Raw genomic sequence first — 20325 nt, forward strand, 5'->3', positions numbered from 1 at the left:
GCGATGAAGACCCTTTGGTGTGTATGGAAGAGAAAAAGCTGTCGATAATTTCTCGACAGCTTGAAAACCCGCGGGGAAAACTTTCCGCGGGTTTAACTTACATTAGTTTATCCTTCATAATGTTCCTTTACGACATTGGCACATCTGACACATAAACTCGGATGATCAGAATCTTCTCCCACGTCATCGGCTGCTACCCAGCAGCGTTCACATTTTTCCCCGTTATGTTTTTCTACATAAACGTCAACGTGATCATAGGCTTTTGCATCCGGGTGGGACAAGGCAACTTCAGCTTCAGAAACAATCAATAGCTGATGAAGGTGTCCAATATTTTTCAGAACACTTTGGGTATTTTCATCCTTAGGTACGATTGTGACACGTGCTTCCAATGATTTACCGATGACTTTTTCATTGCGTGCATCTTCCAGTGCCTTCAAAACATCGTCACGGATTTCCATGAAATGGTCCCATTTATTTTTCAAATCTTCGCTCTCGATGACAGCAATCTCATCTGGCATATCAGTCAGTTGGACACTTTCCTCATCTACGCCTTGAATGAACCCCCATACTTCATCTGTTGTATGCGGAATGATCGGAGACAACAGTTTGAGCAAAGTAGTCAGGGTTTCATAGTATACTGTCTGAATACTTCTTCTCCTTGGATGATCCGGTGCTTCAATATAAAGGATATCTTTTGCGAAATCAAGGTAGAAAGAGCTTAAATCGATCGTACAGAAATTGTGCACCTGATGATAGATGACATTGAACTCGTAATTGTCATAAGCTTTCCTCACCTTTTTAACTAAAGTATCCAGGCGCATTTTCATATAACGGTCCACTTCTTCCAGCTGGTCATCAGCTACCGTGTGGACAGCAGGATCAAAGTCATGGAGGTTACCGAGCAGGAAACGGAATGTGTTCCTGATTTTACGATAAACCTCTGACACCTGCTTCAGAATGTCGTCTGATACCCGGACATCTGCCTGGTAATCTGAGCTTGCTACCCATAGGCGGATAATTTCTGCACCAAGCTGTTTGATGACTTTATCCGGAAGAATGACGTTACCGATGGATTTACTCATTTTACGTCCTTTACCATCCAGCGCAAAGCCATGGCTCAAAATGCCTTTGAAAGGCGCCTTGCCTGTAACTGCAACTGAAGTGGACAATGAAGAGTTGAACCAACCGCGGTATTGGTCTGAGCCTTCCAAGTAAAGATCAGCAGGACGCTGGAGCTCTGGACGCTGATGGAGAACAGATTGATGGGAAGAGCCTGAATCGAACCATACATCCATGATGTCTTCTTCCTTGGTAAATTCTCCATTCGGGCTATGATCAGAAGTGAAACCTTCTGGCAGCAAATCCTTCGCTTCCCGCTCGAACCATACATTGGAACCATGGTCGCGGAATAAACCAGCCACATGATCAATCGTCTCATCCGTAATGATCGGTGTCCCATCTTCTCCGTAGAAGACAGGGATTGGCACACCCCATGTCCGCTGTCTGGAAATACACCAGTCTTCCCGGTCGCGTACCATGTTGTAAAGACGTGTTTCCCCCCAGCGTGGCACCCACTTGACCTGATTGATTTCCTCTAGCAGGGTATCACGGAAATCTTTGATGGATGCAAACCACTGATCCGTCGCACGGAAGATCGTCGGCTTTTTCGTACGCCAGTCATGTGGATAGGAGTGCGTGATGAAATCAAGCTTCTCCAGAGCACCCGCTTCTTTCAGTTTTTCCGTGATATCTTTGTTAGCTTTGTCATAAAATTGCCCTTCAAATCCCGGAGCTTCATCGGTAAAGACACCTTTTTCATCTACAGGGCATAGCACATCCAGACCATATTGTTTTCCAATCCAGAAGTCATCCTCCCCGTGACCTGGCGCAGTATGGACACAACCAGTACCTCCGTCGACAGTGACGTGGTCACCAAGAATGACGAGTGATTCTCGATCATAAAACGGGTGCTGGGTAGTGATACGTTCTGCTTCTTTTCCTTTGAATGTCTTCAGGATTTCTGGGTTTTCCCATTCTAAAGCTTTCGTTACTTCTTCGAGCAGATCTTCTGCGATGACAAATTTGTCAGCATTTACTTGAACCACTACATAATTATATTCAGGGTTCAATGCGATACCAAGGTTTGAAGGAATCGTCCAAGGGGTAGTCGTCCAGATGATGAATTTCTCACCACCGTCAAGCAAATCTTTCCCATCTTTGACTTTAAATGAGACATAAATGGACGGGGAACGCTTATCCTGGTATTCGATTTCCGCTTCAGCAAGTGCTGACTCGGAAGAAGGGGACCAATAGACAGGCTTTAATCCTTTATAGATATAACCCTTCTTTGCCATTTCCCCGAACACTTTAATCTGTTCTGCTTCATAATCTTTATTCAACGTTACATATGGGTTATCCCAATCACCGCGGACGCCCATGCGCTTGAATTCCTTACGCTGATTATCCAGTTGTCCCATTGCATACTCCGCGCATTTTTGACGGAATTCCGCCACAGACATTTTCTTACGGTCCACTTTTTTCTTTTTGGTCAAAGCAGTTTCGATTGGCAGACCATGGGTATCCCAGCCGGGTACATATGGAGCATGGTAGCCTGACATGGACTTGTAGCGGACGATGAAGTCCTTCAAAGTCTTATTTAATGCATGACCCATGTGCAGGTCACCGTTGGCATATGGAGGGCCGTCATGAAGGACAAACAAGGGACGGCCTTCTGTCCTTTTCTGAACCTTCTCGTAGATATTAAGCTCCTCCCATTGTTCTTGAAGCTTCGGCTCACGATTTGGTAAGTTACCACGCATCGGAAAATCCGTTTTCGGCATCAGCAGCGTTTCTTTATAGTTCATTCTAATTCCTCCTTCATCGGTGTCTCCATTAGGAAAACTCCCATTGACTCTCTTTTGTGAGTTTTCCTTTCCAGGACGTTAAAGTGTGTTCAAGGATTTTATACTTCGAAAAAATCTGTCTTATCGCCAAGTCCATATGGCGAAAGCCTTAGTTTTACCTTATACTTTAATCCTTTAACAAAGGTAAACTTTCTAAAAGTATAAAAAAAGCCTCCTCATCCCTAAAAAGGGACGAGAAGGTCTCGCGGTACCACCCTTGTAGAATCATCATGCGATGATTCCCCTCAGAACATCCGTAACGTGGATAAAGCGTCCATTTCTACTCATTCCTTTTCGAATGGAAAACTCCAGGGTGATTTTCCTCTAAGGGCGTGTTCCAGGCTTTCACCCTCCCTGGATCGCTGCTAGACATTGGCCCTCAAGTACTTTCCCTATCATCGTTCGCATTATATATTGTATCCTGACATCTTTTCATGTTAATGAATTATATGTAAAATTGCTGGATTCGTCAAGAATTATTTTCGATCATCTGTTTTTCTGCTTCCGTTTCCTCATCCATTTCCATATCAAAAAGGTGATCCCAATCTTCATTTTCAATCATCTCAAGCTGCGTCTCTACAAGCATTCTAAGACGGGTTTTAAATACTTTTGCCTGCTTTTTGAGCTCTTCTACCTCCACTGATATCCTGTGGGATTTCTGCAATGCCTCATTGATGATCCGATCCGCATTTTTTTCTGCTTCCTTCACGATCAGTTTTGATTCTTTGTTGGCGTTGCTTCGTACCTCTTCTGCTGATTCCTGTGCGACAAGGATCGATTTATTCAAAGTGCTTTCAATATTATTGAAATGACCAAGCCGTTCATTCATGTGATCCACTTTTTCCTCCAGGGCCTTTTTATCCCTGATGATCCGTTCATAATCTTTGATGACCTGATCAAGGAATTCATTCACTTCATCTTCATCATAGCCCCTGAATCCCCTGGTGAATTCTTTATTATGAATATCCAATGGTGTTAATGGCACACCAGCCACCTCCTAGTCATACGTCCAAAAAGTTTTGGTAATATTTCCTTTTCGACAAAAATGATTGGATTCCTGCCGTCTGAACAGATTATTTGAGTTGGGAAGTGGAAATTTTATACTTCTCTTTTTTTGTCTTGCCCAGAATTTCGGTCAATTTACTTCTTCCTTTTCCGCGGATAGAAATCATATCTCCAGACTCCAGTTGAAAAGAGCTGTCTTCCACAACACGAAAGTTGACCTTGACTTCGCCTTTTTCAATCAGTAATGATGCTTTTTGCCGGGACATTCCATAAATTTCTTTCACGATAACATCGAGGCGCAAAGACGATACAGTAGCATCTGTATGCTGCCAGTGCTCTTTATTTTCCACTAACTGATCCAGAGGAATTTCATCGAATTGGACACTAGCCTTTTTAATACCGGTAAGGTTCATCCGGACGTAATCAGTGATTTCAGCTGCCACAACTAGTTGGATGGTGCCATCCTTTACAATAAGATCGCCAACCTTTTTCCTTTTTATACCTAGAGACATAAAGGCACCAAGAACATCCGGGTGGCTGACAGTTACGAACTTCTCAGGGAAGGTTGCCTGCAGCAAGGTTATCTGGAAGCTTTCCTGATCAATATGTTCGTAATAGGGGGCAAGAACCCCCCTTTTACGTTCTGCTCCCTCACTTCCTCCATAAAGTTCCCAACGGAAATCAGGATGATTCCCTAGAATAGTCTGGAAGATATGCTGTTCGCGAGGGTCGAGAAAATCGGTCAATTTACTCTGGTAACTCCTGCTTACCTCCTCTTGCCAGGAGAGCACCTGGTCGATAAAGGGTCTTTCTTCAGGCCTGAAATGCTGATAAATATCCATCGCTTACTCCTCTAATCTAAAAATATCAGTATATAAACAGAAATAGTAAAGCCGTGCCTTTAGGGCGTGCAGCTTTACTAGGTATGGATTTGCTTATAGTAACATCATGTACAGCTGGCTAAGTCCCATATTGGCAAAATTCAATACTAGAATTGCTACAATAGGGGATATATCGATCATTCCAAGCGGAGGAATGATCTTCCTGAATGGCTCGAGAAAAGGTTCACAGATTTTAGCCAGAAAGGAACCAATCGCCGATTCCCTGGCTCCCGGAAACCATGACATCAAAATATAAATGATCAGTGCATAGCTGTAAAATTCTAACGCACGTGAAACGATATAAAAAATTTGATCCATTTGACTACCACCTTCTATCTAAATCATCTTCCTGTGCAAGTATTTCAGAGATCGACCCAGAAATCTCTACATTATCGGGCGTGCACAGAAACGTCTGCATGCCCAGCTTCTGGATGTCTCCCCCTATAGCATAAACGGTTCCACTTAAAAAATCTACAATCCGCTTTGCCTGTTGATGATCCACTCGCTGGAGGTTAATGACAACGGCACGGCGGTTAACAAGGTGGTCAGCGATATCCTGGGCTTCGTTATAGTTCCTCGGTTCACAAAGCATCATTCGGGCGGATGATTGGGCACTTTTCAGGCTGACGACGTTGGGAGCTTTCTGTTCGCTGCTTTTATGCTGTTGTCTTGACGCAAATTCATTTTCTTCCGTATCTTCCACTGTCTCTTCGACGTATTCATATTCATCATCCAATGTGAAAAAAGATTTGAATTTATTTTTCATACTCATTCCTACCACCTCTATATTATATTATTGGCCGACCAGACTGGATCCAATGCGAACGAAGGTCGAGCCTTCTTCAATAGCGATCCTGTAATCGTTGCTCATCCCCATAGACAGTTCTTTACATGGAGCATGCAGATATTGTTTATCCCTGATCTTGTCCCTAAGTGCCCGCAATTTACGGAAAATTCCTCTTAGAAGCTCTTCATCATCGACATGTGGAGCCATTGTCATGAGGCCGATAACTTTAATATTCGGATAATCCTTCAATGTTTCGATGAAATCTTCTACTTCTTCCATGACAAGGCCATGCTTCGACTCTTCTCCGCTTACATTCACCTGTACAAAGCATTGGACGGGCTGTTTGGCCCGTTTATTGATCTCTTTCGCTAATGATTTCCGGTCAAGGGAATGGATATAATCGACATGGTCAATGATGTCTTTCACTTTTCTGGATTGCAAGGAGCCGATGAAATGCCAGACAGCATCATCGCCAATCGCTTCGTATTTTTCCAGAAATCCTTTCATCCTATTTTCACCTAAATTGCTGACACCCGCGGCCAGAGCTTCCCTGGCACGTTCAATGGTTACATATTTTGTTACTGCTACTACTTTTATCTCTTCGAGGTCTCGCCCGCAGTTTTCGCAGGCTTGTCCGATTGTTTTCCGGATCTCTTGCCAATTGTCCATTACACTCATACAACACGTCTCCTTTTCAGTCAGCCCAGCCGATAAATCCAAGCATTCGGCCGGTCTTTCCCTGATCTCGACGGTGGGAATAAAATCTGTTGCTATCTTGGTATGTACAATGTCCGGTGACTTCCAGAGCAGATTTTCTTATACCTGCTTCAAGTAAAAGTAACCGATTCAATTCTCTCAAATTCAACACGAATTTTCCATTGTTAAGGGGTGTTACTACTTGATCTTTTAAATATCCATCAATTTTTCCAACAACATTCTGATCAACTTCATACGCTTGCTTCCCAATACAAGGACCTACGGCTGCAAAAAGTTCATCTGGATGGATCCCTTGTTTGTTAAATGCTTCCACCATTTCCGCAGCCATATTCCCGACCGTCCCTTTCCATCCTGCATGAGCAATGCCGATCCAGCCACGGTCAGGGGCAATGAAGAACAATGGGACACAGTCAGCAAAAAATGCAGTGAGCAGCAGGTTCCGCTCGTTAGTGATAAGTCCGTCGATTCCTTTTAATGCAGTCTGATGGCTGTGGGTGCCCATCCCTGCAGCTTTGTCAGAAACTACTGCTGCTTCCGTCCCGTGTACCTGTTCACCGACAACCCATCGCTTTAATGGTATACCGACATGATCTGCCAGGATGTTCCGGTTCGTAAGGACATCCTTCGGTTCATCCGGTATGTGAAGGCCTAAATTCAGTGTATCATACGGGATCTTGCTTACTCCGCCATTCCTGGTAGATATCCCTGCTACAAGATTAGGAGCTATAGTTAACCACGGAGAAAGCGATAAATACGCTTCGTTTGATTGTTGAAATGGTTCTGTCATTATAACACCTCAGTTGCCATTTATTTTACCACAGAAATAGTCATATTTCTCCTTTTATCCAACATTATTCGTTCTCTTTTGTCGATGGTGGTGGGAATGCAAATGGTTTTTTGACTAAAATGACATCAGCACCGATATTGATAATTTGTTCCCAGGGTATGACCACTTCTTCCTCTTTCCCAAACAGCCCCATCATTTTCCCTTTTAAGGTTATAATGATCGCTTTTACGTTCCCATTGTCGACATCTATGTCCAAATCAGTTATCTGCCCAAGACGTTCTCCTGTTTCCAGGGCGATGATATCCTTTAATTGTAATTCTGAAATCATCATATCCATCACCATCCTTTATTCCATTCTATGCAGGAAAGTGGCCGGACATGGACAAAAAATTAAGGTTACGAATCCGCGTTGAAATTTTGATTAGAAAAACTTGGCTTGTCGCCAAGTCCTTATGGCGAAAGCCTTAGTTAAAGTGTTAGAAAATCAGCATTCACTCGACCACACGTGATTGGTTTAGTTTTACTTATACTCAAAATTTCACCACTGCACCGAGCTCCCTTCTGAAAAAGCACAAAAGAAAAAGCCCGCCTTTGACAGGCGAGCCTTGAATAGCTTAGTTTTTACACTTATTCGAACATGGTTGCATTCATTTCTTTGATAGCGGCTTTTTCCAATCTCGACACTTGTGCCTGGGAAATACCGATCTCTTCGGCAACTTCCATCTGGGTTTTTCCCTGGAAAAATCGTTTCGTAAGTATCATTTTTTCCCGGTCGTTCAGGCGTTTCATTCCTTCCCTCAAAGAAAGTTCATCAAGCCAGACTGAATCTTTATGTTTCTCATCTTTCAGCTGATCCATGACAAATATCGGATCTCCGCCATCATTGTAAATAGGCTCAAATAGGGAAACAGGGTCTTGTATGGCATCCATTGCGAAAACGACATCTTCGTGTGGCACACCCATTTCTTTAGCAATCTCAGCAGGAGCTGGATCTTTAGAACGCTCACTGATCAGCTTCTCTCTGACCTGAAGCGCCTTATAGGCTGTATCTCTGAGTGATCGCGATACACGGATAGGGTTATTATCCCGTAGATAACGGCGAATTTCCCCGATGATCATCGGAACCGCATAGGTGGAGAATTTCACATTATGGCTCAAGTCAAAGTTATCAATGGATTTCATCAAGCCAATGCATCCAACCTGGAACAAGTCATCTACGTATTCCCCTCGGTTGTTGAAACGTTGGATGACGCTTAATACCAGCCTTAAATTGCCATTTACAAGTTCTTCCCTGGCGGAGAGGTCTCCCTCCTGCATCCGTTTGAATAGGATTCGCATTTTATCGTTTTTCAGTACTGGAAGCTTGGATGTATCAACACCACAAATTTCAACTTTATGTCTTGTCACGAATTTTACCCTCCCAGGAAGCTATTCAAAATTCAGTATCTCCCTGGGCTGGGAATTTATGCATGAAGTTTCCTTGCACACATGCGAATATACGTTCGAAAACAACCTCTGAAAACTTATACCATCTTGTTAAATTCCCTTTTCAAACGCTTAATAATTTTTTTCTCAAGCCGTGAAATATAGGACTGTGATATCCCGAGCATGTCCGCAACATCCTTTTGTGTCTTTTCTTGCTTATCTACTAAACCGAACCTCAATTCCATGATCTGTTTCTCGCGGTCATTCAGCTGCTCTAGTGCTTTTTTCAAAAGCCTCTTGTCCACACGGTCTTCTAAATCCTTGGTGATAATATCATCATCGGTACCAAGGATGTCAGACAGGAGTAGTTCATTACCGTCCCAATCAATGTTCAAGGGTTCATCGAAGGAAACTTCAGATTTGAGTTTGTTACTTTTACGGAGATGCATAAGAATTTCGTTTTCGATACATCTCGAAGCATAGGTGGCTAGTTTGATCTTCTTTTCTGGATTGAATGTATTGACCGCTTTAATCAGCCCGATGGTACCGATACTGATCAAATCTTCTATGTTGACCCCCGTGTTTTCAAATTTACGTGCAATATAGACAACCAGTCGCAAATTTCGCTCGATCAGCATTGCCCTCGCTGCCTTATCCCCTACAGGCAAGCGTTTTAATAATTCGGCTTCCTCCTCCCTGGATAAGGGGGGTGGCAATGCTTCACTACCGCCAATATAGTAAATCTCGTTGCTTTTTAATCCAAGCTTCATTAACACACGGTAGTACCAGAGTTTCAGTTTTAATTTCCACTTGCTCATAGCAGCATCCCTTCCTTGTTAAGCTACTTTTCCTTTTTGCATCATCAAAGGATGCAGCAGTACATGATAACTGTCATCCTCGGTCATATTTCCAAATTGCAGGCCAAGAAGCACCTTTTGAAGAAGAATGGTATTCTCTTTCGTGTGAACTGTAATTGCATCGACCTGCAATGCCAGCATGAATTGACTTCCCCCGCTAGCCCCCTGATAAGGGATGAACCTTATATCTTTTTGAAGTCGCTCAGGAATTTTGCCGATATCAAAGCTTTCTCCAACTTCTTTTAGTAACGACCATTCATCCCCATTAAAAAACGATTCAAAAACTACCTGATCCCCTAAAAATACCAACTTATTCGTAATTGGATCACGCAAATGATTGCCACTGTCCACTAATCCGCGCGAGGAAACTGTCTTTCCCTTCCACTCGATAGAGACATCATATATTTCCTCGTATTTCATTTTCAGGACAGCGATTCCTTCCAGACGTTTTTTTGTGAAATACCAGGCGACAGGAAACCCGATGAGCACAAACAGCCAACTGACTGGATCACCATAACCACCTGAGAAAGTTACCATACCGTCTGAAGAAAGATGGATATTGGACTGGATGAAAAAGTGACCTGCCATCAGTGCACCGCCTAGGGCGAAAGTGATGAAATAAAAAGTGACCAAGTTACGAAGAAAAATTTTTAACGACTTGAAAGAAAAAGCAACAGAAATGATAGCAATAGAATAGATGAATTTACCTGCCGGAGATGTGAGAAAAGAATCCGGGAAGTAAATCGTTAGCGGAACAATCAACGAGGCGACAAAGGCAGCAGTCATGACTCTGCCTTTTGGTGCATACGATTTGGTAACTGCCAGTGTCAAAGTGAGAATCATTCCATCGAGCAAAAAGTTCAACAGCCAGACGGCATCTAAATAGATCATCACCTCTTTCGTCCTTCCTGAACAAATGATGCTTCCAAGTATAAGACATGCATGGTCAGAAGTCTGTCACAATGTGAGAGCAGGTGCGGACTATTTTTAGCGGGTTTTGTCAGAAGAAAAATAATGGAAAGTCCTTTATTATCGCTAGGGTCTGTTAAAGCTAGTAGTAGTTTCTGACGAACCGCTTACCGGCGGATGCTTGCCGCTGGAACGGCCTCAAGCCTTCTAGGTCAAGAAGATCACTTGAACAAGTGGATCTTCGGCTCGCGCTGTTCCCGCAGGCGTCACCACCTCTCGCTCATCGTGAAATAAAAGTCACGTAATCCCTTAAAATGAATAATAAAACGGCCAGTATGGACATTAATACATCATACAGACCGTTTTTTAAATCGACCTTTTCTAAACTTTCCGCTAATCATTGTTTTAGCAGTATCTCCTTCCAGCGGACGTGTGACCGAGCTTCTTCACTAAGCCAATACATTTTTAATTAGGAACAAAAGCTGAAGCGCCTTACTCACCCTAATACAAACTTAAGCCAAGCTTCGACGTGACGTTCTCTGTCACAGAAAGGATCAGCTTATGACCTCGAGGGGGGTAGTCGCTGAATCTGGATGAAAACCTTTTTAAAAGGGTTACCCACAAACATCCATGATGATAAATTTCTGGACAGTAAAAAAGCTGCCCCTGAAAGTCTCGCTTGAGACTTGTGGGCAGCTTTTTTTTATTTATCTTCTGCGATTTCTGTTTCGTAGGAATGTTGGAATATCAAGTGTGTCTTCTTCTTGATTCGTTTTTTGCTGAGAAGGCATTTCGTGTTGACGAGCAGGCTCTTCCCTTCTTCTCTCCATACGCTCAGGTTGCTGCTGCTGACCGCCGCTGCCCATCTGTCCAAGTGCAGGGCGTTGTTTTGGCTGATTCTGACTTAGTTGAGCCTCATCAAAACCAGTAGCAATGACAGTAACAACAATTTCGTCTTTCAGGTTTTCATTGATGACAGAACCGAAAATGACGTTAACTTCCTGATCAGCTGCGCTTGTTACAATATCAGCAGCTTCTTGTACTTCATAAAGGCTGAGATTGGCGCCACCTGTGATATTCATCAGCACACCATGCGCACCATCAATAGACGTTTCAAGCAATGGTGAGGAAATAGCTTTTTTCGCGGCTTCCACAGCACGGCTTTCACCTGTCGCAATACCAATCCCCATCAATGCAGACCCTTTATCCATCATGATCGTCTTGACGTCAGCAAAGTCGACATTGATCAGACCTGGAACTGCAATCAAATCGGAAATACCTTGTACACCTTGACGAAGTACATTATCGGCTTCACGGAACGCTTCCAGCATTGGGGTATTCTTATCTACAATTTCCAAAAGCCGGTCATTCGGAATGACGATAAGTGTGTCGACCGCACTCTTCAATCCATCAATTCCGCCAGTTGCCTGAGTGGAACGTTTTCGGCCTTCAAATGTAAATGGGCGTGTGACTACACCTACTGTCAAGGCGCCTAATTCCTTGGCTACCTGAGCGATGACTGGTGCAGCACCGGTACCTGTACCTCCGCCCATTCCAGCAGTGACAAATACCATGTCAGCTCCTTGAAGAGCTTCTTCCAGCTGCTCTTTACTTTCTTCTGCAGCTTTTTTACCGACTTCCGGATTTGCACCGGCACCAAGTCCCCTGGTCAGCTTGCCGCCGATTTGCATTTTTACCTCTGCTTTTGACAGGTTAAGTGCCTGAGCATCCGTATTAACAGCGATGAACTCTACTCCTTGTACCCCGTGCTCAATCATTCGGTTGACGGCGTTGCTTCCGCCACCTCCGACACCGATAACTTTTATCGTTGCCAATTGATCCATACTTGTATCAAAATCTAACATGATTCGTTCCTCCCACTTCAAAGATTACTAGACTTATATTGAGCTTCCGTTCGTTTACATGAAGGAAACGCGTTTTAATCGAAAAAGTACTTCAACAGATTAGAGAAGCCTTTTTCCTTTTTCTCTTCTTTTTCTTTCGGCTGGCTTTCACTTACTTCCTGCTGTTTCGTGCTTCTTTTTTGTTTTTTCGGCCTAGGAGTGAATTCGTCCATCGATACAGAAGGAAAAATTTCTTTTCCTTGTATTTTCGCATTACGATAAGCGAATTGCAAGATACCTACTCCGCTCGTGAACTGAGGTTCCCGCACGCCGATATAGTCCGGTATGGCAAGCCTGACATTGGCATGGAAAATGTCCTGTGCTAACTCCATTACGCCGGGCATGCTCATTGTACCACCAGTCAATACAAATCCGCCTGGAAGATCCTTAACTCCCATATGATGAATTTCCTGGGCTGCGAATATATAGATTTCTTCTAGCCTAGCTTCAATCATATCAGAGATTTGCAATTGATTGAATGCTTGTTTTCGATTACTTCCAATAATCGTCACATCAAACTGTTCTTCTTCCCGGGCATCATCAAAAAAAGCATGGCCATGCTCAAGTTTAATTTCCTCCGCTTCTTCTGTTGATGTCCGCAGTCCGATCGACAGATCTTTCGTGATATTGTCCCCGCCTAAAGAAGTCATGCTAGTACCCTTCATGTGGCCATCCTCAAATACGGAAACCGTCGTACTGCCGCCACCGATATCAATCAAGGCGACACCAAGATTCCGCTCATCATCGGAAAGCGCTACGGTACCTGCTGCAAGTGGTTGTAGACAAATATCAAGAACTTGTAACCCAGCTTTTTCTACACACTTCAGAATGTTATGTAGTACGGTTTTGGAACAAGTGATGATGGTTCCTTCCATTTCAAGTCGGACACCAATCATACCACGCGGGTCTGTAATTTCATCTTGTCCATCCACAATAAATTGTTTAGGAATGACATCGACAATCTCTCTTTCCGGAGGTATAGATACTACCTGCGCGGCATCGATGACCCGTTTGATATCTTCATTGCCGATTTCACGATCCTCACTTGATACGGCAACGACACCATGACATGGCTGTAACTGGATATGGTTGCCGTTAACACCGACAACTACCCTGTCTATTTTTATATCGACCATTCGTTCTGCTTGTTCTACTGCGGAGCGGATCGACTGCACTGTCTGGTCGATATCAACGATCGCTCCTTTTTTCATCCCATTTGATTTAGCTGTCCCCACCCCGATGATGTTCAAGGAATCATTCAATACTTCACCAATGATCACTTTGGTCCGGGTGGTTCCTATATCTAAACTTACTAATACTTCATTTTGGTTCAAAAGCGATGCACCTCCTGCACTAAAGGCATATGAATAGTTCAAATATTATCGAATATAAGAAGAAATTACAACGGATTTCAGCTTTCGTAAATAGATTGATATATTGTGTGGTCCTTTTCACTCACACAACTGGTAAAAAACATCAATCTATGTTTGTTTTTCCACAGAAGGAAAGGATAATCCTCTTATTTCTGACTAATTTTTTTCTGTTTACGGGAAATGATTTTTTCATCGAGTAAATAGCGTCTGATAATTGCTATGTTCTGGAAAATCCGTACCCCGAAAGCAAACACCGCCGCAAGGTAAAGGTCAATTCCCAGTTGGACACCTAAGAAAGCCAGGAATGCGGCAAGAATGACGTTGGAAAAGAAACCAGTGAGAAATACAACATCATCAAACTTCTTTTCCAATTGGGCACGTATACCCCCAAATAAGGTATCGAATGCAGCCAGAACAGCAATGGATAAATAATTAGCATATTCATCCGGTATACGGAAATCTGTAAGCAGCCCGATGGTAACTCCAACTATCAGAAAAATGACTGGCAGCCACATTATGCTTCACCTGTTTCTTGAGATGTATGAACTCGAATCTCTTCCAGATTCAATGGGTCATCGTATTTCGGCAGGGTGATGCTCCTTGACAGTTCTGCAGTAAGCCCGATACTTTCCATTGCAAAGAAATCCCTCGTGGGGCTCGCCTGAACATAGTCCAGCAATTTCTTCGGATTATGAGCAATAACGTAAATCTCGACGGGAAGTGATTTCAATGGCCGGTTATTCACATATACTTGACCATTGACATTCCGAATCGGCGATAAGCTTATAAGCCGCTCATTTTCAATCGCAATCCCCTCTGCCCCATATGTGTTAAGCTCATTGATCAACCGAGCCAAAAGCTCCGGGGATAAAGCCGGATATACTGCTGCTGAATCCTCGAGTTCCTGAAATATCGGTTCAAGGGTTATCTTAATTCCACTGCCTGCCAGGTCGGTCAGCCCTGCTTTTTTTTCTAGCTGCTCGATCGTATTCTGCAGTGTCTTTTTCTTCTTCACGTCGGAAGTTTCTTTATAATCTTCAAGTGTACGATCAGTTTTAGAAATCTTTTGTAAGAGCTCCTGTTGTATTTTTTGTTGTTTTTGAAGCTCCTGTCTAATTTCCCATTGGTCACGGGTGTCACGGAGCTCCGGCTCTGAATTGGCTGTTTGAAATTGAATCGCAATCATAAAACCGACAACCCCGAAAATGACAGAAATAATCCACTTTGTCTGATTTTTCATTACTTTCATCCTTCACTGGAAAGCCTGGCATCCATCAGGACGGTATCAGACTTCTCCAGCTCAACTTCAATATTATCCTGTACCAGCTGGTCGATGACGCCATTGGTAAGGGATAGACTTGAAAACAAAACTGCAGGATCCCCGATCGCGGAAATGACGAACGGCGCCGGATGCTGCGTACCATCCACAGTGATCACAGGGCCTGTACACGAGATGTAACTGTTGCTCAGAAAACGCTGGCCATTGATAGCAATGGCTTTTGCCCCTGCACTCCTTAATTCATTGATCACTTTATGGACATGTGGTTCATGGACGATATAATTATTGACATTTTCCTCGTCCGGAATGTAGTCGGCATCACTAAGGGTTACTTTTACTCCTGGACCTTCAACCGGCAACTCCCCAGTGAGAATCTGAAGCTTTTCTTTCCGTTCGACAAAATCTGCTATCTGCTGTTCGGATTCAGCCAGCTTATTTTCAAACTGCTGTACCTTCTCCCTCTTCTCTTCAAGTTTTTCACGGAGCTGTCTGTTTAGCTCTTCGATTTCTAACAATTGTTTACGATAGAAATATTCCTTTTCCCATTTCCGATCGGATAATTTTACAAGCTCCGGTTCTTTGTCTGTCTGCGCATAACTATACGAAATCAGAAAACCAGATACAAGCAGGACCAGGGCAAGGATTACATGCTTACCCTTGATCTTCATTCTCGGAATCCTCTTTTTCTTTGTCTTGTTCTGCATCTTTGTCACTGGTATCCGGATAAGCTTCGAAATAAGCTCCTACACCGATATGGATGATCCCCTTATCCTCCGGCCCCAACTGAGCAACTATGGAGGGATAAGCCCTGATTTTCTTGGAAAAGTTCCTGATTGTTCCCTGTACTTCGAACCCATCATTCATATACAACTTGATCTGATATGGATTATCATCTGTAGGAGTCCAATGTATTTCGGAAATGAGCGCCGCTATACTCTTCGGTAATTGAAGCAACTCTTTGGACATCTCTTCCAAATAAGTGGCCTTCGTAAAACCAATCAGCAGCGGGGCGTCTCCATTAGTTGCATTAAGCTGATAAGAGTCCAGGCGCTTGCCATTCTCCAGAATCGGATAAAAGTTACCTTCATCTTTGACGTATCCGACCCGGTTGTACTCGGACACCTGGACATTAACGGTGCTCGGCAGCTTACGAGTCACCTCGGCACTTTTTATTTCCGGGTGCGCCTCCACTCTCTGTTCGATTTTCCGGTTATCAACCTGCCAGATGTTCTGGTTATCTGGAATCTGGCTCATTTCCTTGATTACTTTCGTTGCGACATGTTTATTTTCAGAGACTGTGACCTGTCTAACATGACTGAGGGGAGATTGCAAATAAACAACTGCCGCAATCAGAATGAACAGAATAGTCAGGTAAAATATCAGACGCCTGTTGGTTTTTTTCTTTCGAGCCTGTTTCAGCTTCGGGATGCGATCCTCAATGGATACAATATTTTTCTTCTCCATAATGGTGATTTCCCCTTAATAATGTGTTCTGTTGGAGTCCTGGTGTGATGCTAGCTGCATAACCATCAAGTGTACTGGCTTGTCCTGCCAGGTACCATGTGCTCATATAAAAATTCTGCAAACATGCCTGGATCGTCCCTATCAGAAAAAACCCTTTGAAGTATTCCCGGGCGAGCAGTTCCATAAACCTGTTTCCATTTCTCATTTTATCATGTTAACCGGGAATTTGTGACCATTGTTATAAAAATACAAATCTTTTTTTCAGAAATTTTTAAATCAGTTTATTAAAAGGTAAAAGATAAGCATATCCTGAACTGCCTTGTCCACCACGGCAAAGCTTAAGGAGAGCTCAGACAATGGACGCTGGTATCGAATCTCCCATATCCTTCCATAAAAATGATTTGACCACAAAAAGCATCGAAACTATGGCCAATTACATAGCTTCGATGCTGTGTTGTTCCTTATTGAGGTCGTTCACAAATTTGTTAAAGAATCGACTGTCTATAATTTTGAGTATCTGCTTACACTGAGCAGGATTCCGACAGAGCACAGCGTCAGAGTCAAAGAAGATCCGCCATAACTCAAAAATGGCAATGTGATACCTGTTACCGGGATTAAACCGGTTACTACACTGATATTGATCATTACCTGGATGGAAATCATGGATACTATACCCAGGGCAAGCAAACTGCCATACAAATCAGGGGCATAGATGGAAACGCGGATACCGCGCCATAAAACTAGTAAAAATAATAACAGGACAAAAGTACCACCGATGAATCCAAGTTCTTCTGCCAAAATGGCAAAAATGAAGTCTGTCTGCGGTTCAGGTAAATAAAAGAACTTCTGAAGGCTCTGCCCGAGTCCCAGCCCCATCAAACCACCGGGACCTATGGCATAAAGGGACTGAATGATTTGAAAGCCACTGCCCAGTGGATCTTCCCAGGGGTTCAAGAAAGCCGTTATCCGCTTGATCCGGTAAGGTGCAGAAGCAATTAAACTGACAAAACCAGCAAGTCCAAGCATTCCAAGCCCAATGAAGTGCGCAATCCGTGCACCCGAAACAAAAATCATCAGCATACAAGTACCTACAAGGACCACTCCTGTACCAAGATCGGGCTGAAGCATAATCAATCCGAAAGCCATCAAAACAATCGACAAAGCCGGCAGAAAACCATTTTGAAATGAAGTAATGTATTTCTGGCGTTCGGACAGGAATTTTGCCAGGAACATAATCAGCCCGAGCTTCATGAACTCAGAAGGCTGAATGCTGAATGCACCGACCCCGATCCAGCTCTGGGCACCACCCCGGACCATCCCGACTCCTGGAATGAGTACAGCTACCAAAAAAATGAAACAGATGATCAATATGGTTTTGGCATGATTTCGCCAGGTCATGTAAGGAATGCGTGCTAATACAAACATAGCAATGATGCCGACAACTGCAAAAAGTATCTGCCGTTTAGCAAAAAAGAATGAATCATCAAACTTATAAGCAGCCCAGACGCTTGAAGAGCTGTAAACCATTATGACTCCAATTATCAGCAAGGAAAAGATCCCCGTCACTAAAAGGATGTCCGGCATTGCTTTTGGTTTACTATTTTTGCGCAACGAAAAACCCCTCCTCCAACTACCTTGGAAACGGGGCTTTTTGCGTGGAACAAGCCCCTACTTCAGCTTATGCACCGCTTGGACGAACTTATGACCTCTTTCTTCAAAAGTCCGGTACTGATCCCAGCTGGCACACGCCGGGGACAAAAGAATCACGTCCATCGGATCGGAAAGCTCATAAGCTTTCCTAGCTGCCTGTTCCACATTATCGACTTGTTTAATTGTACTTATACCCGCCTGGTGACCTGCCTTAGTTAACTTTTCGGCTGTTTCCCCAAAGACAATAAGCGACTTGACATTTTCAAGAAAAGGGATGAGCTCATCGAATTCATTCCCACGATCCAATCCGCCTGCAAGTAAATGGACCGGCTGACTGAATGCTTCCAGGGCTTTCGATGTCGCTAAAATGTTTGTAGCTTTTGAGTCATTATAAAAAAAGCGGTCGTGCAAATTCTTCACAAACTGGAGGCGATGCTCGACACCGCTGAAGGTTGTCAGCACTTCCCGAATGCCCTCGTTGGTGGCACCAGTCAGCTTTGCGGCAGACACCGCGGCAAGAATATTTTCTAAATTATGTTCACCGACAAGCACTACTTCGTCCAGGTCGATTATTTTTTCTCCCTGGAAAAAAATAGATCCATCTTCTAAATAGCCGCCATGCTCCACCTTTCTTTTAGTTGAAAATGGAACTTTCTTTCCTTCCGCCTGATCAAGGAAAGCCTGTATCGTTTCATTTTCCGCATTGTAGACAAGATGATCCTCAGCAGTCTGATTTTTGAAAATGTTCGCTTTTGCCTGTTGATAATTTTCCAATGTTTTATGATAATCCAAATGGGCTTCATATATATTCAACAGGACAGCTACAGAGGGTTTAAATTCATCAATGCCCATCAGTTGAAAAGATGACAGCTCAATAACAAGGCGATCCTCTTCTGAGGTTTCTCTTGCTACCTCACAGGATACCTCACCGATATTGCCAGCTACCCTGGCTGGTCTGTTACTTTTTGCAAGCATATTGTAGGTTAAAGTCGTTGTGGTAGTTTTACCGTTTGATCCGGTAATGGCAATCATCGGCCCTTCATGGAGAAGTCCTGCCAGCTCCACTTCGGTAATTATCGGCAAACCACTTTCCGATGCAGCAGCTGCAATCGGGTTGTCATAACGGATCCCTGGATTTTTAATGACTATTTCAACCCCATCCAAAACGGATAAAGGGTGGCTGCCAAGTACCACTTCTGCTCCTGCTTCCTTCAGTCCTTGGACATTTTCATCTTCATGACTTGCATTCCAATCATTGACCCTGACAGAAACCCCACTATCAAGAAGAAGCCTTGCAGCTGCCGTCCCGCTTTTAGCCAATCCGAGAATTAACACTTGTTTATATGGATAATTCTTTAATAATTTCAACCTAACCACACCTCAATATAGATTCCCAAAACAGCAAAAATAAGTCCGAGCATCCAGAAGGAAGTTACAACCCGCCATTCCGACCATCCTTTTAATTCATAGTGATGATGAAGCGGACTCATTTTAAATACCCGTTTTCCCGTTGTTTTAAAAGAAATGACCTGAATGATAACGGATAATGTTTCAATGACAAAGACGCCGCCAATGATGACCAGCAGAATTTCGAGCTTAGTAAGAATTGCGACAATAGCAATTGCACCACCAAGAGCCAAAGACCCTGTATCTCCCATGAACACTTTGGCAGGATGGGCATTGAAAACAAGAAAACCGAGCAGTGCACCGACAATCGCTAATGCGAACACTGCTATTTCAAATTGTATATTCCCTTCCCATGCAATAATGGCAAATGCACCGAATGCGACTGCAGCTGTTCCAGCCAGAAGGCCATCAAGTCCGTCTGTCAGGTTAACAGCATTAGACGCCCCTACGAGCATGACCAGAATCAAAACAGCATACCCAATTCCAAGATCAAACCTGATATCTGTCAGCGGAATATCCACGTAAGTCGGGAAGCCATGCTGGCGTAAAATAATATATACAACAATAGCGATGATCAACTGTGCAAGCATCTTTTGTTTAGAGGTAAGACCGAGATTGCGTTTCATCACTACTTTGATGAAATCGTCCAAAAATCCAATCAATCCATATCCGATTAAAACGAATAATAGCAAAAACACCTCAAAAGTCATTGGATCAGGATTGAATTTCGATGCGACAATCAATGTCGTGATACTCACGGAAAATAAAACCATCAGGCCACCCATAGTAGGAGTGCCTGATTTCTTTTGGTGGCTTTGTGGCCCTTCTTCCCGAATGCTCTGTCCAAACTTCAATCTGCGAAGAAAAGGAATGAATACAGGCGAGATAAGGACGGTGATTAGAAAAGCGATTGCCATAGTTATAAATAAAACGTAGTCGTTCATTGATTACTCCTCCTTTGCTGCACATTCCCGTCC

General features: G+C 43.4%; 21 protein-coding genes and 1 other annotated feature. All 21 genes read right to left on the bottom strand.

Annotated features, from left to right (window positions below):
- Nucleotides 1–107: 107 nt before the first annotated feature.
- A complete protein-coding gene (gene ileS / locus JOC33_RS08590; RefSeq protein WP_205092079.1) occupies nt 108–2864 on the bottom strand; it encodes an isoleucine--tRNA ligase in 2757 nt (918 codons plus the stop codon).
- A 224-nt stretch (nt 2865–3088) separates the two neighbouring features.
- Nucleotides 3089–3311, bottom strand: a binding site (T-box leader).
- A gap of 61 nt (nt 3312–3372) precedes the next feature.
- Nucleotides 3373–3888 (bottom strand): DivIVA domain-containing protein, encoded by a 516-nt coding sequence (locus JOC33_RS08595; RefSeq protein ID WP_205092080.1) that lies wholly within the window; start codon nt 3886–3888, stop codon nt 3373–3375.
- 88 nt (nt 3889–3976) lie between these two features.
- Entirely contained in the window at nt 3977–4750 is a 774-nt protein-coding gene (locus JOC33_RS08600) for a YlmH family RNA-binding protein (protein ID WP_205092081.1), read from the bottom strand.
- 93 nt (nt 4751–4843) lie between these two features.
- Nucleotides 4844–5107 (bottom strand): YggT family protein, encoded by a 264-nt coding sequence (locus JOC33_RS08605; RefSeq protein ID WP_205092082.1) that lies wholly within the window; start codon nt 5105–5107, stop codon nt 4844–4846.
- A gap of 4 nt (nt 5108–5111) precedes the next feature.
- A complete protein-coding gene (locus tag JOC33_RS08610; RefSeq protein ID WP_205092083.1) occupies nt 5112–5561 on the bottom strand; it encodes a cell division protein SepF in 450 nt (149 codons plus the stop codon).
- A gap of 21 nt (nt 5562–5582) precedes the next feature.
- Complete coding sequence (locus JOC33_RS08615) at nt 5583–6254, bottom strand: YggS family pyridoxal phosphate-dependent enzyme (RefSeq protein ID WP_205092084.1); 672 nt, start codon at nt 6252–6254, stop codon at nt 5583–5585.
- Nucleotides 6255–6270: 16 nt separating this feature from the next.
- Entirely contained in the window at nt 6271–7080 is an 810-nt protein-coding gene (gene pgeF, locus JOC33_RS08620; protein WP_205092085.1) for a peptidoglycan editing factor PgeF, read from the bottom strand.
- 64 nt (nt 7081–7144) lie between these two features.
- The gene (locus JOC33_RS08625; protein ID WP_205092086.1) at nt 7145–7411 is read right to left on the bottom strand and encodes a YlmC/YmxH family sporulation protein; all 267 of its coding nucleotides are present in this window, start codon (nt 7409–7411) and stop codon (nt 7145–7147) included.
- Nucleotides 7412–7707: 296 nt separating this feature from the next.
- Nucleotides 7708–8487: an RNA polymerase sporulation sigma factor SigG gene (gene sigG, locus JOC33_RS08630; protein ID WP_205092087.1), complete on the bottom strand. Its 780-nt coding sequence runs from the start codon at nt 8485–8487 to the stop codon at nt 7708–7710.
- Between the two features lie 116 nt (nt 8488–8603).
- Nucleotides 8604–9323: an RNA polymerase sporulation sigma factor SigE gene (gene sigE / locus JOC33_RS08635; protein WP_205092088.1), complete on the bottom strand. Its 720-nt coding sequence runs from the start codon at nt 9321–9323 to the stop codon at nt 8604–8606.
- An 18-nt stretch (nt 9324–9341) separates the two neighbouring features.
- A complete protein-coding gene (gene spoIIGA / locus JOC33_RS08640) occupies nt 9342–10253 on the bottom strand; it encodes a sigma-E processing peptidase SpoIIGA (RefSeq protein WP_205092089.1) in 912 nt (303 codons plus the stop codon).
- Nucleotides 10254–10978: 725 nt separating this feature from the next.
- Nucleotides 10979–12136: a cell division protein FtsZ gene (gene ftsZ, locus JOC33_RS08645; protein ID WP_205092090.1), complete on the bottom strand. Its 1158-nt coding sequence runs from the start codon at nt 12134–12136 to the stop codon at nt 10979–10981.
- Between the two features lie 74 nt (nt 12137–12210).
- A complete protein-coding gene (ftsA, locus tag JOC33_RS08650; RefSeq protein WP_205092091.1) occupies nt 12211–13509 on the bottom strand; it encodes a cell division protein FtsA in 1299 nt (432 codons plus the stop codon).
- A 185-nt stretch (nt 13510–13694) separates the two neighbouring features.
- Nucleotides 13695–14063, bottom strand: a complete 369-nt coding sequence (locus JOC33_RS08655; RefSeq protein WP_205092092.1) for a small basic family protein — start codon at nt 14061–14063, stop codon at nt 13695–13697.
- Nucleotides 14063–14788 carry a DUF881 domain-containing protein gene (locus JOC33_RS08660; RefSeq protein WP_205092093.1) on the bottom strand — a complete coding sequence of 242 codons (726 nt, stop codon included), beginning with the start codon at nt 14786–14788 and terminating at the stop codon, nt 14063–14065. The genes JOC33_RS08655 and JOC33_RS08660 overlap by 1 nt, the downstream gene beginning before the upstream one ends.
- 5 nt (nt 14789–14793) lie before the next feature.
- On the bottom strand, nt 14794–15495 hold the full coding sequence (locus JOC33_RS08665) for a DUF881 domain-containing protein (RefSeq protein WP_205092094.1): 702 nt from the start codon (nt 15493–15495) through the stop codon (nt 14794–14796).
- A complete protein-coding gene (locus JOC33_RS08670; RefSeq protein ID WP_205092095.1) occupies nt 15479–16291 on the bottom strand; it encodes a cell division protein FtsQ/DivIB in 813 nt (270 codons plus the stop codon). The genes JOC33_RS08665 and JOC33_RS08670 overlap by 17 nt, the downstream gene beginning before the upstream one ends.
- Entirely contained in the window at nt 16263–16397 is a 135-nt protein-coding gene (locus JOC33_RS20530) for a hypothetical protein (protein WP_275576977.1), read from the bottom strand. Before JOC33_RS20530 ends, JOC33_RS08670 begins: the two co-directional genes overlap by 29 nt.
- Before the next feature lie 395 nt (nt 16398–16792).
- Entirely contained in the window at nt 16793–17875 is a 1083-nt protein-coding gene (gene spoVE / locus JOC33_RS08675) for a stage V sporulation protein E (protein ID WP_205092474.1), read from the bottom strand.
- Nucleotides 17876–17959: 84 nt separating this feature from the next.
- Nucleotides 17960–19309, bottom strand: coding sequence for a UDP-N-acetylmuramoyl-L-alanine--D-glutamate ligase (murD, locus tag JOC33_RS08680; RefSeq protein WP_205092096.1), 1350 nt, complete (start codon nt 19307–19309; stop codon nt 17960–17962).
- On the bottom strand, nt 19306–20292 hold the full coding sequence (gene mraY, locus JOC33_RS08685) for a phospho-N-acetylmuramoyl-pentapeptide-transferase (RefSeq protein WP_205092097.1): 987 nt from the start codon (nt 20290–20292) through the stop codon (nt 19306–19308). Before mraY ends, murD begins: the two co-directional genes overlap by 4 nt.
- Between the last annotated feature and the right edge of the window lie 33 nt (nt 20293–20325).

The organism is Thalassobacillus pellis, from assembly GCF_016908295.1.
GTDB lineage: Bacteria > Bacillota > Bacilli > Bacillales > Halobacillaceae > Thalassobacillus > Thalassobacillus pellis.

Excerpts from the sequence above, each read along its gene's own strand:
- ftsZ (WP_205092090.1), bottom strand. The coding sequence starts at position 12,136 with ATGTTAGATTTTGATACAAGTATGGATCAATTGGCAACGATAAAAGTT.
- JOC33_RS20530 (WP_275576977.1), bottom strand. The coding sequence starts at position 16,397 with ATGAGCACATGGTACCTGGCAGGACAAGCCAGTACACTTGATGGTTAT.
- JOC33_RS08670 (WP_205092095.1), bottom strand. The coding sequence starts at position 16,291 with ATGGAGAAGAAAAATATTGTATCCATTGAGGATCGCATCCCGAAGCTG.
- sigE (WP_205092088.1), bottom strand. The coding sequence starts at position 9,323 with ATGAGCAAGTGGAAATTAAAACTGAAACTCTGGTACTACCGTGTGTTA.
- ileS (WP_205092079.1), bottom strand. The coding sequence starts at position 2,864 with ATGAACTATAAAGAAACGCTGCTGATGCCGAAAACGGATTTTCCGATG.
- JOC33_RS08625 (WP_205092086.1), bottom strand. The coding sequence starts at position 7,411 with ATGATGATTTCAGAATTACAATTAAAGGATATCATCGCCCTGGAAACA.
- JOC33_RS08610 (WP_205092083.1), bottom strand. The coding sequence starts at position 5,561 with ATGAGTATGAAAAATAAATTCAAATCTTTTTTCACATTGGATGATGAA.
- JOC33_RS08660 (WP_205092093.1), bottom strand. The coding sequence starts at position 14,788 with ATGAAAAATCAGACAAAGTGGATTATTTCTGTCATTTTCGGGGTTGTC.
- spoIIGA (WP_205092089.1), bottom strand. The coding sequence starts at position 10,253 with ATGATCTATTTAGATGCCGTCTGGCTGTTGAACTTTTTGCTCGATGGA.
- JOC33_RS08655 (WP_205092092.1), bottom strand. The coding sequence starts at position 14,063 with ATGTGGCTGCCAGTCATTTTTCTGATAGTTGGAGTTACCATCGGGCTG.
- JOC33_RS08665 (WP_205092094.1), bottom strand. The coding sequence starts at position 15,495 with ATGAAGATCAAGGGTAAGCATGTAATCCTTGCCCTGGTCCTGCTTGTA.
- spoVE (WP_205092474.1), bottom strand. The coding sequence starts at position 17,875 with ATGCCGGACATCCTTTTAGTGACGGGGATCTTTTCCTTGCTGATAATT.
- JOC33_RS08605 (WP_205092082.1), bottom strand. The coding sequence starts at position 5,107 with ATGGATCAAATTTTTTATATCGTTTCACGTGCGTTAGAATTTTACAGC.
- JOC33_RS08600 (WP_205092081.1), bottom strand. The coding sequence starts at position 4,750 with ATGGATATTTATCAGCATTTCAGGCCTGAAGAAAGACCCTTTATCGAC.
- JOC33_RS08615 (WP_205092084.1), bottom strand. The coding sequence starts at position 6,254 with ATGAGTGTAATGGACAATTGGCAAGAGATCCGGAAAACAATCGGACAA.
- pgeF (WP_205092085.1), bottom strand. The coding sequence starts at position 7,080 with ATGACAGAACCATTTCAACAATCAAACGAAGCGTATTTATCGCTTTCT.
- mraY (WP_205092097.1), bottom strand. The coding sequence starts at position 20,292 with ATGAACGACTACGTTTTATTTATAACTATGGCAATCGCTTTTCTAATC.